The following is a 14,950-nucleotide window of genomic DNA, read 5'->3' on the forward strand; positions in this document are numbered from 1 at the left end:
TTACTCCTGTTTTGCAAGGGTTGGGTCGGTTTGCGTCACGGTGGCAATCTCCGCGGCGCGGTATTGTTTATCCACGATACGCATGAAAGGCAGATACAGCATGGCGCCAATCAGCAGGTTGATAAGCTGCATCACGCTGCCGCTGAGATGCCCCGTGACGATAAATCCGCTGATCACCGGCGGTAACGTCCAGGGGATAAACACCCCGGTGGTCACAGCGACGGCACCCATTTTCATCGCGGCATATTGCACGGTAACCAGGACCAGTGGCACCAGATTGAACGGGATCAGCATGATGGGGTTCATGATAACCGGCAGGCCAAACAGAATCGGCTCGTTGATGTTAAACACCGAGGCCCCCGCGCCGAGACGCGCCACCTCGCGCATGTTTTTGCTGCGGGCAAAAATCAGCATCGCAATCACCAGCGAGAGCGTTGCCCCTGCGCCACCCATCCAGATCATGTCAAAAAACTGTTCGGTGATAATGTGCGGTGGCGTCGTACCCGCCTGAATGGCGGCGATGTTATCGGTCTGGTTCTCCATCCACAGCGGGCGAATGATGCCGTTGATCATTGAGCCGGAGTTAATGCCCACAGACCACAGAATGGTGATGCTGAACACCGTCATCAGCGCGCCGAAATAGGAGGTCCCGTAGTGGCGAACCGGCGTGGCGACCACCTCGTAAATAAACTGGTGAATGGTGTTGTAGTGGGTGTTTTCGAAAATGATGCGGATAATAAGCACCAGAATCATTACCAGCAGGGCCGGGATCAGTGCGGCGAACGATTCCTGCACCGCCGGCGGCACGCCATCAGGCATTCTGATGACCAGCTTTTTGCGCTTCAGCCAGCAGAACAGCTCCGTCCACAGCAGAGAGCCAATCATCGCCACGAACAGCCCTTTGCTGCCAATCCACTCCACCGGCATGACCGTGATACCGCCGTTTTCGGCCACTTTGATAAAAGGTGTCAGGATTAAAAAGGCGACCAGAGCCAGAATGCCGCAGGAGATGCGATCTTCGCCGTAGTGTTCAGCCAGGCGAAACGCCACCAGGAAGCTGATAAACAGCGACATGGTTGAGAACACCGCGTTGAACGGAATTTCAATGATGGCACTCCAGCTTTCACCAAATGCCTGAGACATAAACTGCTGATAGGTTTGGTTCGGAAAAGAGGAGATGACCAGCAGAATCGAGCCGACGATGATAAACGGCATGAAGGAAACATAGGCCCCGCGTATGGCGCCCAGATGCCGCTGTTGCGCGGTTTTGGCCGCCAGCGGCATCAGTTTTGCTTCAAGAAATCCCAGAACATTGTTCATTGTGAACTCCGTACAAGATTGAGGGGTGTTGTTATGTTATGTCTGTGGATTATCAGTGAAGCGCGGTGGCTGAAAGGTGAAACAAGTCACAAAGCACTCGCTAAGATATTATAAATCTCATGAGATTGGTTATGGAGTTACAGCGATGGAAATCAAATTGCACGCCAATGCCACCACCACGCCGCGGATCCGTCGCTATCTGCAACAATCCAATAAAAGCGACAGAGAACTGGCTACTGAGCTGGGTATTTCCGTGACAACCGTGCGGCGATGGCGCAATCGCGATCGGGTTTCTGACAACCATACGACCCCAAAATTGATACACAAAGCGATGAGACAAGAGCAGGTTGATCTTGTTAATGCGCTGCGTGATATCACGGGCGCACCGCTGGATGAACTCCTGCTGCTGGTTAACGCGGTGCTGGGGATTTCCGTTTCGCGGGCGACGCTGAACCGTTATCTCCGTCCCGCTTCTGCGAAACGCAAAGGCGTTGAACTTCACGGGAAAAAAGCGCTAAAGGCAGGCGTTTTACCCACAAAACTGCTGGTGCATCACCAGCCTTTATCGCTGCATATGGATGATGGCGGGGAGCAGCATCTGCTGTGGGGGCGCGAACCGGTGAGCGGCTGGTGTTATGCCCGGCTCTATGCGGGAATTTCATCACAGCTGCTGAACAACTGGATGTGTGAGTTGCTGAACGCCTGTCCGGCTGATATCCAATCTGTTGAGACTTTCGGTTTTGAACCCGACTTACACGCAGGTGAACCTGTCGTAAAAGTACAGCCGACCAGGCACAAGGCCGTGCAGGTTGCGGTACCGCTCGGCGACATCATTCCACGAGTGAATGCTGTTCCGTTAGGGCAGGTGTTGATCGAGATGTGCGAGTTTTACAATCGGGGTAAAGCGCAGAAAAAGCTGGGAGAGAGCACGCCGCAGGCCTTTCTGGAAGCGCTGCGGCGTAAGGATTAGAGAATCTCGAGCACCTCTTCCGGCGGGCGTCCAATACGCGCCTGACCGTTTGCGACCACAATGGGGCGCTCAATCAGTTTCGGATTTTCAACCATCGCCTGAATCAGCTCAGCCTCGGTTAGACGACTGTCATTCAGATTGAGCGACGTATACAGCTCCTCTTTCTGGCGCATTAGCTCTCTGGCACTGCCCATTCCCAGCATGTGCAGCAGCTGACGAAGCGTCTGTGCATCTGGCGGTGTCTCCAGATACAGCACCACTTCCGGGTCAATGCCGTTCGACTTCAGCAGGCTAAGGGTGTCGCGGCTCTTCGAGCAGCGTGGGTTGTGGTAGATTTTTACCGCGTCTGTCATGACCTGAATTCTCCTTTATTACATCTTCTCGTACGGCTTAAAGCGCTGCTGCAGACCGCGAAGCTGATCGATACGCGCATCGTAACGGGCCTGCTGCAGACTGCCGAGCTTAACCTGTGAACTGGCACTGCTCAGGAGGGAAATCGCCTGATCAAGACGCCCCACCAGGGCAAAGCCTTCGGCGCGTGCCGCAAGCTCCTGATCGCGGTTGCCCAGCTGCGCTTCTGCCTGGGCAAGCAGATCCCAGCCGTTCTGATCGTCTTTATTGTTAAAGGTGTAGCGGTTCAGAATGTTCGCCGCTTCAGCAGGCTGACCACCCTGTAAGTAAGCATTCGCCAGGTTAAGCTGCAGCACCGGGTTAGTCCGCACCTCTTTTGCCCCTTTCAGGCGATTAATCGCATCGGTGGCTTTTTTCTGCCCCAGATCGATATCCGTGGCGAGATCGAGATACCACGGGTTATTCGGATCGGCGGCGAGAAGTGGCTGCAGCGTTTTACGCGCTTCGTCATATTTGCTGGCTTCCATCGCCTGTAACGCCTGGCCATACTGAGCCGCGTTTTTCTCACGCACGTTGCCTTTCGCCAGCGCATCCAGCAGGTCGCTGGTCAGTTGGTTACGCCCGGAATTGTACATTCCAAGCGTTCGCACTTTTGCCATGTAGAAATCCTGCGACGACTGTACCACGACCGGGCGCATCTGGTTCGCACGGTTACGCGCATCCGACAGACGGCTTTCCGGTAAGGGGTGCGTCAGCAAAATTTCCGGTGGACGGGAGGAGTAGCGCGCCTGGTCGAGCAGCTTTTCGAGGAAGCTCGGCATGGCCTGCGGGTCAAAGCCCGAACGTTGCAGCACCTGAATGCCAATACGATCCGCTTCCTGTTCGTTTTGCTGGGTGAAACTGATCATCCCCTGACGTGTTCCCGCCAGCGTACCGGTTAACGCCGCCATCCCGGCCTGTGGGCTGGCCATTGCCAGCAGAATGGAACCCAATGCGCCAACCCAGGTCAGCGGAGCGTTACGCTTCTGGTCTTCCATTGCACGGGCAAGGTGGCGCTGTGTGACGTGAGAGATTTCGTGCGCCATGACCGAGGCCAACTGACTTTCGTTATCAGAGTAGCGGAATAACGCCGAATGCAGCACCACGTTGCCGCCAAAGAAGGCGAAGGCGTTGATTTCGTCATTATTGATTAAATAGAAGTGGAAGGGGGTTTTTACCGAGTTGGCGTGCGCGACCAGGCGCATGCCCAGCCCGTTGATGTACTGAACCAGCAACGGGTCGTTAATCAGCGGCGCGCTGCCACGCAGCTGACGAACGTAATAATCCCCCATCTGCATTTCCTGCCCAATGGAGAGCGTGCTTCCTGCTGTAGTGCCCATGTCCGGCAATGAATCGGACGAGTCAGCGAAAGCTGGCAACACCTGACCGACCGTCAGTGCGGCAATCAGTGTCGCAACCAGTGTTTTTCTCAACTGCCTGAACATAACCACTGTCCTGTATTTGGGATGTGCTAATTTGACCGATGAACCGGTATATCGTTCATCTCCACTGCCCTGCGAGTGTAGCCGTGTTGAGGCATGATGAAAATCCCATTCATCAGGGTTTTGCGGATCGTGGCAGGGAGACAAAAAGCGAAAGTCTTTTTTGTGACAGTTAGATACAATTCACGTTCTCACTCCCGCCATCCGATTCAGGGAAGGGTTGTATGCTTGAAATGTTAATGCAGTGGTACCGCCGTCGGTTTAGCGACCCGGAAGCCATTGCTTTGTTGGTTATTCTCGTCGCCGGGTTCGGCATTCTGTTCTTCTTCAGCGGTCTTCTCGCCCCCCTGCTGGTCGCGATTGTGCTGGCGTACCTGCTGGAGTGGCCAACGGCGCGTCTGGAAAATATAGGCTGTTCCCGTCGCTGGGCGACCAGTATCGTCCTGGTGCTGTTTGTCGGCATCCTGCTGTTAATGTCGTTTGTCGTTATGCCTGTGGCCTGGCAACAGGGGATTTACCTTATCCGCGATATGCCCGGCATGCTGAATAAGCTTTCCGATTTTGCCGCCACGCTGCCGCGCCGATATCCCGCCCTGATGGATGCCGGGATCATTGATGCGATGGCCGAAAACATGCGCGCCCGCATCATGACAATGGGTGATTCCGTGGTGAAATATTCCCTGGCGTCGCTGGTAGGGTTGCTCACGCTGGCCGTCTACCTTGTCCTCGTTCCGTTAATGGTTTTCTTCCTCGTCAAAGATAAAGAGCAGATGCTGAACGCGGTGCGGCGCATTCTGCCGCGTAATCGCGGGCTGGCCGGGCAGGTGTGGGAAGAGATGAACCAGCAGATCACCAACTACATTCGCGGCAAAGTGCTGGAGATGATTGTGGTGGGTGTGGCTACCTGGATTGGTTTTTTAATTTTCGGGCTTAACTACTCGCTGCTGCTGGCGGTGCTGGTGGGGCTGTCGGTGCTCATTCCCTACATCGGTGCCTTTGTGGTGACCATTCCGGTTGTCGGCGTTGCGCTGTTCCAGTTTGGTCTGGGGACCGAGTTCTGGAGCTGCTTCGCGGTGTACCTGATCATTCAGGGACTGGATGGCAACCTGCTGGTGCCGGTGCTGTTCTCCGAAGCGGTGAACCTGCATCCGTTGGTGATTATCTTATCCGTGGTGATTTTCGGCGGGCTGTGGGGATTCTGGGGCGTGTTCTTTGCCATTCCGCTGGCAACGCTGATCAAAGCAGTGGTTCACGCGTGGCCGGATGTGCCCGCGGTTGAGGATAAGTAGATAGTTGTGCGGCCTGATACCCTCTCCCGTGGGGAGAGGGGCAAATATCAAAAACGGTAACCTGCGTTACCGTATTGCATTTACCGCGTAGGTCGGGTCAGGCGAAGCCGCAGCCCAACGATCAGGCGCTTTGTTTGAGCCAGTTCAGCACCACGTCGTGGTGGTTGCTGGTTTTGAAGTCATCAAACACATGTTCAACTTTACCGTCAGCGTCAATCAGGAAGCTGATACGGTGAATGCCGTCGTAGGTTTTGCCCATAAAGGTCTTCTCGCCCCAGACGCCAAACTGCTCGCATACCTGGTGCTCTTCGTCAGAAAGCAGCGTGAAGTTAAGCAGCTCCTTTTCAGCAAATCGTGACAGCTTTTCTGGCTTATCGGTGCTGATACCCAGCACTTCCACGCCGACTTTTTTCAACTCGTCCATGTTGTCGCGTAAGCCGCAGGCCTGTACGGTGCAGCCCGGGGTCATGGCTTTCGGGTAAAAATAGACCAGAACACGCTGTCCCTGGAAGTCGGTCAAATTTACTTGCTCACCATCCTGGTCAGGTAAGCTAAATTTCGGTGCGATGTCACCGGCTTTCAGTGGGTTCATTACTCAACTCCATCCTGTTCATGCTGCGAATAATTGACGACGCTTATACTGCCTTGCGCGTTTAATTCTGTACAGAGGGCTTTGAACGCTTGCTCGATATTTGACGCATCCTGCGAGGCAGGGCTGTGTGCGGTAATCTGAATAAAAAGGGTGGGAATGGCGCTGCCGTCACCCGGCTGCGTTCGGGAAACGAGTTCGGCAATATTCATCTGATGGCTATCAAATAACGCGGTGAAGCGCTCAATCAGATGGGGTGAATCGGGGACTTCAACCTGCACCCAGACGGTCGCGGGCAGGGCCGGACGTGGGCGAGCAGTGGTGCGTTTCATCACGATCAGCAAATCCAGCTCCGCACCTTTGAGCGGCAGGGTCGATTCGATAAGGGTAATGGCATTCCATGTCCCGGACAGCAGCATAATAAACGTGAACTCTTCGCCCAGCATAGCCAGACGACTGTCCTCGATATTACAGCCGCAGCTGCTCACATGGCGGGTGATGGTGTTCACGATACCCGGCCTGTCAGCACCCAGCGCAGTGATAACCAGGTAATGTTGTGATGAGGTTGTCAAACCTGTTCTTCCTTTGCATGGTTAAGTCTTCCTAAGGAAAGCATAAAAAAAACATGCATACAACCGCCTGAGGGCCTCAGGTCGCTTGCTTTTATTACAGTTCCAAACGTACCATTGAGGCTCTTGTTCGCACAGAGGATGGCTCATGTTCACGGGAAGTATTGTCGCGCTTGTTACACCGATGGATGAAAAAGGTAATGTCTGCCGGTCAAGCATGAAGAAGCTGATTGATTACCATGTCGCCAATGGAACCTCGGCGATCGTTTCGGTAGGGACTACCGGTGAATCTGCAACGCTAAGCCACGAAGAGCACGGCGATGTGGTGATGCTGACCCTGGAACTGGCTGACGGGCGTATCCCGGTCATCGCAGGGACAGGCGCTAACGCCACGGCAGAAGCTATCAGTTTGACCAAACGTTTTAACGACAGCGGCATCGTGGGCTGTCTGACGGTGACCCCTTATTACAACCGTCCTACTCAGGAAGGTCTGTTCCAGCATTTCAAAGCCATCGCAGAACATACTGACTTGCCACAAATTCTGTATAATGTGCCGTCCCGTACTGGCTGCGATATGCTGCCGGAAACCGTTGGTCGTCTCTCGAAAGTAAAAAATATTATCGGGATTAAAGAGGCGACAGGGAACTTAAGCCGCGTTCATCAGATCAAAGAGCTGGTTTCAGACGACTTTATCCTGTTGAGCGGCGATGATGCGACCGCACTGGACTTTATGCAGCTCGGTGGCCATGGCGTGATCTCCGTAACGGCGAACGTTGCGGCCCGCGATATGGCTGAAATGTGCAAACTGGCGGCTGCCGGTCACTTTGATGAAGCTCGCGTGATTAATCAGCGTCTGATGCCGTTGCATAATAAATTATTTGTCGAACCCAATCCGATCCCCGTGAAATGGGCGTGTAAGGAGTTGGGACTTGTAGCAACCGATACGCTGCGTCTGCCAATGACACCGATTACCGACCACGGTCGTGAAATTGTCACAGCAGCGCTGAAGCATGCCGGTTTGCTGTAGAGTTTAGGGAGATTTGATGGCTTATTCAGTACAGAAGTCGCGCCTGGCGAAGGTTGCGAGTGTTTCGCTTGTTATGCTGCTCGCTGCCTGTAGTTCAGACTCGCGCTACAAGCGCCAGGTGAGCGGTGATGAATCCTATCTGGATGCGACCCCGCTTGCTGAACTTCACGCACCGGCTGGTATGATCCTGCCGATTCAGAACGGCGATTACAATATTCCCGTGACCAACGGCAGCGGCCTGGTCGGTAAAGCGCTCGATATTCGTCCGCCAGCACAGCCTCTGGCGCTGGTGAGCGGGGCGCGTACCCAGTTCACCGGTGATACGGCGTCGCTGCTGGTTGAAAGCGCCCGCGGTACCACCCTGTGGCCGCAGGTTGTGAGCGTCATTCAGGCGAAGAACTACACCATCGATAAACGCGATGATGCCAGCCAGACCTTGACCACCGACTGGATCGAGTGGAACCGTCTGGACGAAGATCAGCAGTACCGTGGGCGTTATCAAGTCTCCGTTAAACCTCAGGGTTATCAGCAGGCGGTTACCGTTAAGCTGTTGAACCTGGAGCAGGCGGGTAAACCGGTTGCGGATGCCGCATCAATGCAGCGTTACAGCACTGAAATGCTGAACGTGATTGCCGCGGGTCTGGATAAGAACGCCAGCGACGCCGCTAACGCAGCGCAGAGCCGCAACGGCGCGACGTTTGACGTTCAGAGCGGTGCGGATGACACCGGTCTGCCAATGCTGGTTGTGCGTGCACCGTTTAACCAGACCTGGCAGCGCCTGCCAGCGACGCTGGAAAAAGTGGGCATGAAAGTGACCGACAGCACCCGTTCAACCGGTAGCATGACGGCAACCTATAAGCCGCTGTCTGACAGTGCATGGCAGGAACTGGGCGCCACCGATCCACAGCTGGCTTCCGGCGACTACAAGATTCAGGTAGGTGACCTCGATAACCGCAGCAGTCTGCAGTTTATCGATCCGAAAGGCCACACGCTGACCCAGTCGCAGAACGATGCGCTGGTGGCCGTCTTCCAGGCTGCATTCAGCAAATAAATACGAGGGCTGGTTAATCCAGCCCTTTTTATTTTCGTGCTACGCAAACGTGTGCGTGGCATAATATCCCCAGTTTTGAACACCAATCATCACACCAGGAGTAATGAAGATGCAGAAGCAAGCTGAGTTGTATCGTGGCAAAGCGAAGACCGTATACAGCACGGAAAACCCGGATCTGTTGGTGCTCGAGTTCCGCAATGATACGTCAGCAGGGGATGGCGCACGCATTGAGCAGTTCGATCGTAAAGGCATGGTGAACAACAAGTTCAACCACTTCATTATGACCAAACTGGCCGAAGCGGGTATCCCGACCCAAATGGAAGCGCTGTTGTCCGATACGGAATGTCTGGTGAAAAAACTGGATATGGTTCCGGTTGAGTGCGTCATTCGTAACCGCGCAGCAGGCTCCCTGGTGAAGCGTCTTGGTATTGAAGAAGGTATTGAGCTGAATCCACCGCTTTTTGACCTGTTTCTGAAAAACGATGCCATGCACGATCCGATGGTCAATGACTCTTACTGCGAAACCTTCGGCTGGGTGAATAAAGAGAACCTGGCGCGCATGAAAGAGCTGACCTACAAAGCCAACGACGTGCTGAAAAAACTGTTTGATGACGCGGGTCTGATCCTCGTCGACTTCAAACTGGAGTTCGGCCTGTTCAAAGGCGAAGTGGTTCTGGGTGATGAGTTCTCTCCGGACGGCAGCCGTCTGTGGGATAAAGAAACGCTGGATAAAATGGACAAAGACCGTTTCCGTCAGAGCCTGGGTGGCCTGATTGAAGCGTACGAAGCGGTTGCTCACCGTTTAGGCGTTAAGCTCGACTAACTCCCTCATCGCCAAAGGATATGTATATCCTTTGGCGTCTTACCCTTGTTTCCTATGGTAATCTTGCCGTTAACCGCCTACGATCATAGCTATTATTAATGGAATAGTTCGAGGTGGTTATGCGCTGGCAAGGGCGTCGTGAAAGTGACAATGTAGAAGACAGGCGCAGCGATAGCGGCGGCGGTCCTTCAATGGGTGGGCCTGGCTTCCGGTTACCCAGCGGAAAGGGCGGTATTATTCTGCTGATTGTGGTACTGGTCGCGGGGTACTACGGTGTCGATCTGACCGGTTTAATGACCGGCCAGCCTCTGCAGCAACAGCAGCATTCTGAGCGCTCAATCAGCCCGAACGAGGATGAAGCGGCCAAATTTACCTCCGTTATTCTCGCCACCACAGAAGAAACCTGGGGTCAGCTGTTCGAGAAAATGGGGCGTACCTATCAGCAACCCAAGCTGGTGATGTACCGTGGCGCAACCCGTACCGGATGCGGCACCGGACAGTCGGTGATGGGGCCGTTCTACTGTCCGGCAGACAGCACCGTCTATATCGATCTCTCTTTCTATGATGACATGAAACGCAAGCTTGGCGCTGACGGCGATTTTGCCCAGGGCTATGTCATTGCGCATGAAGTCGGGCACCATGTGCAAAAACTGCTGGGGATAGAACCCAAAGTACGCCAGCTTCAGCAAAACGCTTCTCAGGCTGAGGTAAACCGTCTTTCCGTACGCATGGAACTGCAGGCGGACTGCTTCGCGGGCGTCTGGGGGCACAACATGCAGCAGCAGGGCGTGCTGGAATCCGGTGACCTGGAAGAGGCGCTCAATGCCGCGCAGGCTATCGGTGACGATCGTCTTCAGCAGCAGAGCCAGGGCCGCGTCGTGCCGGACAGCTTTACTCACGGCACGTCACAGCAACGATACAGCTGGTTCAAACGCGGTTTCGACAGCGGTGACCCTGCGCAGTGTAATACCTTCGGCAAAGCCATGTAATGGTGGCGTTTGAACATCTGATTCGCGAGCTTGAGCACAAAGGTCATCGTCGGCTGGTGGTGCTCAGCGGCGATGAGCAGTGGACATTCACGCAGGCATCAGCCCTGCGTGATGCCTTGCCCGGAGACTGGCTGTGGCTGGCGGATAACGCGTCCAGAGCCATCAGCGGGCTGCTGGGACGCGAGTTCCGGCACGCAATTTTTGATGCCCGCGCCGGGTTTGACGTCTCAGCCTTTGCGGCCCTGAGCGGGACGCTGCGTGCCGGTAGCCTTCTGGTGCTGCTGGCACCGCCCCCTGGCGTGTGGGCGGAGCAACCTGACAGCGATTCTCTGCGCTGGAGTGACAGCGCCGAACCCATCGCCACACCAAATTTTATTCACCACTTTTGCCGGACGATTGCCGAGGATCCTGAGGCGATAGTCTGGCTTCAGCACCAATCTTTATCGCTTCCTGCACGATCCGACGCCCCTGACTGGCAGCCCGCCAGCGGTGCGCCGCAGCGCGAGCAGGCTGAGATCCTGGCAGCACTCCTGGCCATGAAACGCGGCGTTGTGGCCGTTACGGCCCCGCGCGGACGCGGGAAGTCTGCGCTGGCGGGCATGCTGTTGAGCCGCACGCAGGGCAGTGCCATTGTCACCGCGCCATCAAAAGGTGCGACGGAGGTTATCGCCCGTTTTGCCGGCGAACGTTTTCACTTTATGGCCCCGGACGCGCTGCTGGCCTCTGAAGAGCAGGCCGACTGGCTAATTGTTGACGAAGCCGCCGCCATCCCCGGACCGCTGCTTGAAAAGCTGGTCGACCGTTTCCCGCGCGTCCTGCTGACCACAACGGTGCAGGGTTACGAAGGAACAGGAAGAGGCTTTCTGCTTAAGTTCTGTAGCCGGTTCAGCGGGTTGCAGCGGTATACCTTATCAACCCCGGTACGCTGGGCTGCAGGATGTCCTCTTGAGCGGGTCGTCGCCAGCGCACTGCTGTTTGACGATACGCTTATCGATCGCAGCCCAACAGGCGCCATACAGTTGACCTCTCTGGCTCCGGAAGCCTGGGCGAGCAACCCGGCGCTGGCGGCGAGTGTGTATGAGCTGCTTTGTGCGGCACATTACCGCACCTCACCGCTTGATTTACGCCGCATGATGGACGCGCCCGGCCAGCACTTTTCCGTCGCCCAAACGGACTCGGTCATTGCCGGGGCGCTCTGGCTGGTGGAAGAGGGGGGATTAACGGCGCAGCTCAGCCGTGCCGTCTGGGCGGGGTTCCGCCGTCCTCGCGGGAATCTGGTGGCGCAGTCCCTTGCCGCGCATGGCGGCTCCCCGCTGGCGGCAACGCTCAAAGGCCGACGGGTGACCCGAATAGCGGTACATCCTCGTCGTCAACGGGAAGGCATCGGACAGGCACTGATCCGCAACGCAAGCGGCGAGGATTACCTGTCGGTGAGCTTTGGCTATACCGATGAACTGTGGCGTTTCTGGCAGCGATGCGGCTTTGTGCTGGTGCGCATGGGCAGCCATCGCGAAGCCAGCAGCGGCTGTTATACCGCAATGGCCTTGCTGCCCCTCAGCGACGCGGGGCGACAGCTGTGTGAGCAGGCGCATCAGCGACTGCGCCGCGATGCGCGCGTGTTATCGGCCCTGAACGGTGAAAAGATCCCGGTGGACGATGGCTGGGAGGCTACCCTTAATAGTGACGACTGGCTGGAGCTGGCGGGCTTTGCCTTTGCCCACCGCGCGTTTTCTACCTCCGTCGCGGCGTTAACACGGTTGCTGCTAAGCGTGGACATGCCGCTGCCCGCCCTGCGCGGGAAAGTGGAGGCGAGAAGTGATGACGCCCGGCTCAGCGCTGAACTGCTTCTTTCGGGGCGAAAAGCGTTACTGGCCAGGCTTCGCAGTGAAACGGCGCAAGCGCTTGAAAGCCTTGAACCTGCACGCTGTCAGCAGCTGAAAGACGACATTTTGCAATGGCAATTTTTTCAATGACTTCTTCAGTAAAGTGGCATGGTCATTCCTCCTGAGAGGCGTAGAATCCAGGCCATCAAATAAGGAGACCGCCATGAAACACGATCATTTTGTTGTTCAAAGCCCTGATAAACCGGCTAAACAGTTACTGCTTCTGTTTCATGGTGTTGGCGATAACGCCGTCAATATGGGCCAGATTGGCAGCTGGTTTGCCCCGGTATTTCCGCAGGCGCTGATTGTCAGTATTGGCGGAGTGGAGCCGTGTGGTCCGAACGGACGGCAGTGGTTCTCCGTTCAGGGCGTAACGGAAGAGAACCGTCAGGCACGTATTGACGCCGTCATGCCTGTCTTTATCGACACCGTGCGTTACTGGCAGCAGCAGAGCGGCGTTGGTGCCGATGCGACCGCGCTGATTGGCTTTTCGCAGGGGTCTATCATGTCCCTGGAGAGCGTAAAAGCGCAGCCAGGCCTGGTGTCGCGTGTGATTGCTTTTAACGGTCGCTTTGCGACGTTACCGCAACGCGCGACGACGCAGACCACGATCCATCTGATCCACGGTGGTGAAGACCGCGTGATTGAACTTTCGCATGCGGTTGCCGCGCAGGAAGCGCTGATCCGCGAAGGCGGGGATGTGACGCTGGATATTGTAGACGATCTGGGGCACGCGATTGATGACCGCAGCATGCAGTTTGCGCTCGATCATCTGCGTTATACCGTACCGAAGCACTACTTTGATGAAGCGCTCAGTGGCGGCAAGCCAAATGACGATGATATCGTCGAGTTTATGTGATGTAGGCCCCTCTCCCACAGGAGAGGGGACAGAGAATCACTTCTTCTGGTCTTTCTTCGGCCAGTCGTCATCATCGTCCCACTTATCGTTAAAATCACGATGCGGTGGAAGATCCGGTTTGTTGGCGAGAAACTTTTTGTGATCAACGCGCTTAAGATCTTTAATGACGTTAAGTAACACGCCGACCAGAAACACTAACACCAGAATCCACCAGTACTTTGAAAGCCAGTCCATTCGCTATTCCTCTCAGAGCGTTCGTCAGGCGACGAGTTGCTCCATAATTCGTTGATACATACGGGCCAGCAGCTGCAAATCAGCAGCATTCACACATTCATTGATTTTATGAATGGTTGCGTTCACCGGCCCCAGTTCGACAACCTGGGCCCCCATCCGGGCAATAAAGCGTCCGTCTGAGGTGCCACCTGTCGTCAGCAGTTGTGGCTTAATTTCATTATAGTGCTCGATGGCGTTCACTACCGCATCCACCAGTTTGCCGCGCTGGGTCAGGAACGGCTGGCCGGAAAGCCACCAGTCCACGGTGTAACGCAGATTATATTTTTCCAGCAGCGCGATAACGCGCGCTTTGATCATCTCATCGGTCAGTTCAGTGCTGAAGCGGAAGTTAAACTGGACAAAGAAATCACCCGGGATCACGTTGTTGCTGCCGGTACCGGCCTTCAGGTTTGCAATCTGCATGCTGGTCGGCGGGAAGAACTCATTGCCTTTGTCCCACTCAATGGTCACCAGTTCGTTCAGCATCGGTGCCGCGCGATGGACCGGGTTATCGGCCAGGTGTGGATAGGCAACGTGCCCCTGAACGCCATGAAGCGTCAAATTGCAGGTCAGCGAACCACGGCGACCATTTTTGACGACGTCTCCCACCACTTCCGTACTGGACGGCTCGCCGACCAGGCAGTAGTCGAGACGCTCATTGCGGGCCATCAGCGCCTCAACGACCTTCACGGTGCCGTTGTGGGCGCTGGCTTCTTCGTCAGAGGTGATCAGAAACGCGAGGCGGTTTCTGTGGTTCGGATGTTGGGCAACGAAGCGCTCTGCCGCCACGACCATCGCCGCCAGCGAGCCTTTCATGTCTGCCGCACCGCGCCCGAACAACATGCCATCGCGGATGGTCGGTTCAAACGGCGGGTTGATCCAGCGATCCGCATCACCTGCGGGAACGACGTCGGTATGTCCGGCAAAGGCCAGCGTTTCGCCCTGACCGCGCCACGCCCAGAAGTTCTGGGTGTCGCCAACGTCCATGCGTTCAACGGTGAAACCGATGGCACGCAGGCGCTCAATCATTAATGCCTGACAACCTGCGTCGTCCGGGCTAAGGGAGGGACGGCGAATAAGCTGCTGAGTCAGCTCAATGACCGGGCATGACATAAACTACACCTCAACGAAAAAAGTCGGAATAAAGGGTTTCACTGAAACCCAGCAGCATAGGCTGCCCGGGCGCGCAGAGCAATGGGCGTTTGATGATTGCCGGCATTTCGAGCATCAGTTTGGCGGCACTGTCGGCGTCGTTGATGCCAGCCCGGACGGCTTCATCCAGTTTACGCCAGGTGGTACCACGGGTATTCAGCAGCGCCTCCCAACCCAGTTCCTTGATAGCGGTATGCAGAAATTCTGCATCAAGCCCGTCAACGCGATAGTCATGGAAACGGTACTCCACGTTGTTCGCTTCCAGCCACCGGCGTGCTTTTTTGATGGTGTCGCAATTTTTAATGCCGTACATCACAACCATGG

16 protein-coding genes are annotated in these 14,950 nt (G+C 55.7%); 8 read left to right on the forward strand and 8 right to left on the reverse strand.

What is annotated here, in order from left to right; all coding sequences use genetic code 11:
* Complete coding sequence (celB, locus tag QMG44_RS20440; protein ID WP_014171124.1) at positions 1–1,320, reverse strand: PTS cellobiose transporter subunit IIC; 1,320 nt, start codon at positions 1,318–1,320, stop codon at positions 1–3.
* Between the two features lie 145 nt (positions 1,321–1,465).
* Between celB and QMG44_RS20445 the strand changes: the two genes are divergently transcribed.
* Positions 1,466–2,290: a helix-turn-helix domain-containing protein gene (locus tag QMG44_RS20445; protein ID WP_086532228.1), complete on the forward strand. Its 825-nt coding sequence runs from the start codon at positions 1,466–1,468 to the stop codon at positions 2,288–2,290.
* Here the strand turns inward: QMG44_RS20445 and arsC are convergent.
* The gene (arsC, locus tag QMG44_RS20450; protein ID WP_059305769.1) at positions 2,287–2,643 is read right to left on the reverse strand and encodes an arsenate reductase (glutaredoxin); all 357 of its coding nucleotides are present in this window, start codon (positions 2,641–2,643) and stop codon (positions 2,287–2,289) included. The two genes, QMG44_RS20445 and arsC, sit on opposite strands and share 4 nt — an antisense overlap.
* An 18-nt stretch (positions 2,644–2,661) precedes the next feature.
* The gene (gene bepA, locus QMG44_RS20455) at positions 2,662–4,125 is read right to left on the reverse strand and encodes a beta-barrel assembly-enhancing protease (protein ID WP_020883065.1); all 1,464 of its coding nucleotides are present in this window, start codon (positions 4,123–4,125) and stop codon (positions 2,662–2,664) included.
* Positions 4,126–4,346: 221 nt separating this feature from the next.
* On the opposite strand from bepA, the gene QMG44_RS20460 reads away from it, so the two are divergent.
* Positions 4,347–5,411, forward strand: a complete 1,065-nt coding sequence (locus QMG44_RS20460) for an AI-2E family transporter (RefSeq protein ID WP_014171120.1) — start codon at positions 4,347–4,349, stop codon at positions 5,409–5,411.
* Between the two features lie 121 nt (positions 5,412–5,532).
* On the opposite strand, the gene bcp is transcribed toward QMG44_RS20460, so the two are convergent.
* A complete protein-coding gene (gene bcp / locus QMG44_RS20465) occupies positions 5,533–6,003 on the reverse strand; it encodes a thioredoxin-dependent thiol peroxidase (protein ID WP_047743042.1) in 471 nt (156 codons plus the stop codon).
* Positions 6,003–6,572 (reverse strand): glycine cleavage system transcriptional repressor, encoded by a 570-nt coding sequence (locus QMG44_RS20470; protein ID WP_014171118.1) that lies wholly within the window; start codon positions 6,570–6,572, stop codon positions 6,003–6,005. The genes bcp and QMG44_RS20470 overlap by 1 nt, the downstream gene beginning before the upstream one ends.
* Before the next feature lie 145 nt (positions 6,573–6,717).
* Here QMG44_RS20470 and dapA point away from each other — a divergent pair, with 145 nt between their 5' ends.
* The 6 genes from dapA to ypfH all read left to right on the forward strand — a co-directional run bounded on the left by dapA (position 6,718) and on the right by ypfH (position 13,201).
* Positions 6,718–7,596 carry a 4-hydroxy-tetrahydrodipicolinate synthase gene (dapA, locus tag QMG44_RS20475; RefSeq protein WP_014171117.1) on the forward strand — a complete coding sequence of 293 codons (879 nt, stop codon included), beginning with the start codon at positions 6,718–6,720 and terminating at the stop codon, positions 7,594–7,596.
* Between the two features lie 16 nt (positions 7,597–7,612).
* Positions 7,613–8,647, forward strand: coding sequence for an outer membrane protein assembly factor BamC (bamC, locus tag QMG44_RS20480; protein ID WP_020883067.1), 1,035 nt, complete (start codon positions 7,613–7,615; stop codon positions 8,645–8,647).
* A gap of 109 nt (positions 8,648–8,756) precedes the next feature.
* Complete coding sequence (purC, locus tag QMG44_RS20485; RefSeq protein ID WP_008501631.1) at positions 8,757–9,470, forward strand: phosphoribosylaminoimidazolesuccinocarboxamide synthase; 714 nt, start codon at positions 8,757–8,759, stop codon at positions 9,468–9,470.
* A 119-nt stretch (positions 9,471–9,589) separates the two neighbouring features.
* Positions 9,590–10,459, forward strand: coding sequence for a neutral zinc metallopeptidase (locus QMG44_RS20490; protein WP_020883068.1), 870 nt, complete (start codon positions 9,590–9,592; stop codon positions 10,457–10,459).
* Complete coding sequence (locus QMG44_RS20495) at positions 10,459–12,432, forward strand: tRNA(Met) cytidine acetyltransferase TmcA (protein ID WP_086532229.1); 1,974 nt, start codon at positions 10,459–10,461, stop codon at positions 12,430–12,432. Before QMG44_RS20490 ends, QMG44_RS20495 begins: the two co-directional genes overlap by 1 nt.
* A 73-nt stretch (positions 12,433–12,505) precedes the next feature.
* Positions 12,506–13,201: an esterase gene (ypfH, locus tag QMG44_RS20500; RefSeq protein ID WP_032680517.1), complete on the forward strand. Its 696-nt coding sequence runs from the start codon at positions 12,506–12,508 to the stop codon at positions 13,199–13,201.
* 36 nt (positions 13,202–13,237) lie between these two features.
* Here ypfH and QMG44_RS20505 read toward each other — a convergent pair whose 3' ends face one another.
* From QMG44_RS20505 to QMG44_RS20515, 3 genes are read right to left on the reverse strand one after another with little or no spacing between them, the layout of a single operon-like run.
* Positions 13,238–13,435, reverse strand: coding sequence for a YpfN family protein (locus QMG44_RS20505; protein WP_014171111.1), 198 nt, complete (start codon positions 13,433–13,435; stop codon positions 13,238–13,240).
* Positions 13,436–13,459: 24 nt separating this feature from the next.
* The gene (dapE, locus tag QMG44_RS20510) at positions 13,460–14,587 is read right to left on the reverse strand and encodes a succinyl-diaminopimelate desuccinylase (RefSeq protein ID WP_014171110.1); all 1,128 of its coding nucleotides are present in this window, start codon (positions 14,585–14,587) and stop codon (positions 13,460–13,462) included.
* A gap of 10 nt (positions 14,588–14,597) precedes the next feature.
* Entirely contained in the window at positions 14,598–14,948 is a 351-nt protein-coding gene (locus QMG44_RS20515) for an ArsC family reductase (RefSeq protein WP_014171109.1), read from the reverse strand.
* Positions 14,949–14,950 lie beyond the last annotated feature (2 nt).

The sequence above is a fragment of the Enterobacter sp. 200527-13 genome, from assembly GCF_027924865.1.
GTDB classification, from domain to species: domain Bacteria; phylum Pseudomonadota; class Gammaproteobacteria; order Enterobacterales; family Enterobacteriaceae; genus Enterobacter; species Enterobacter ludwigii.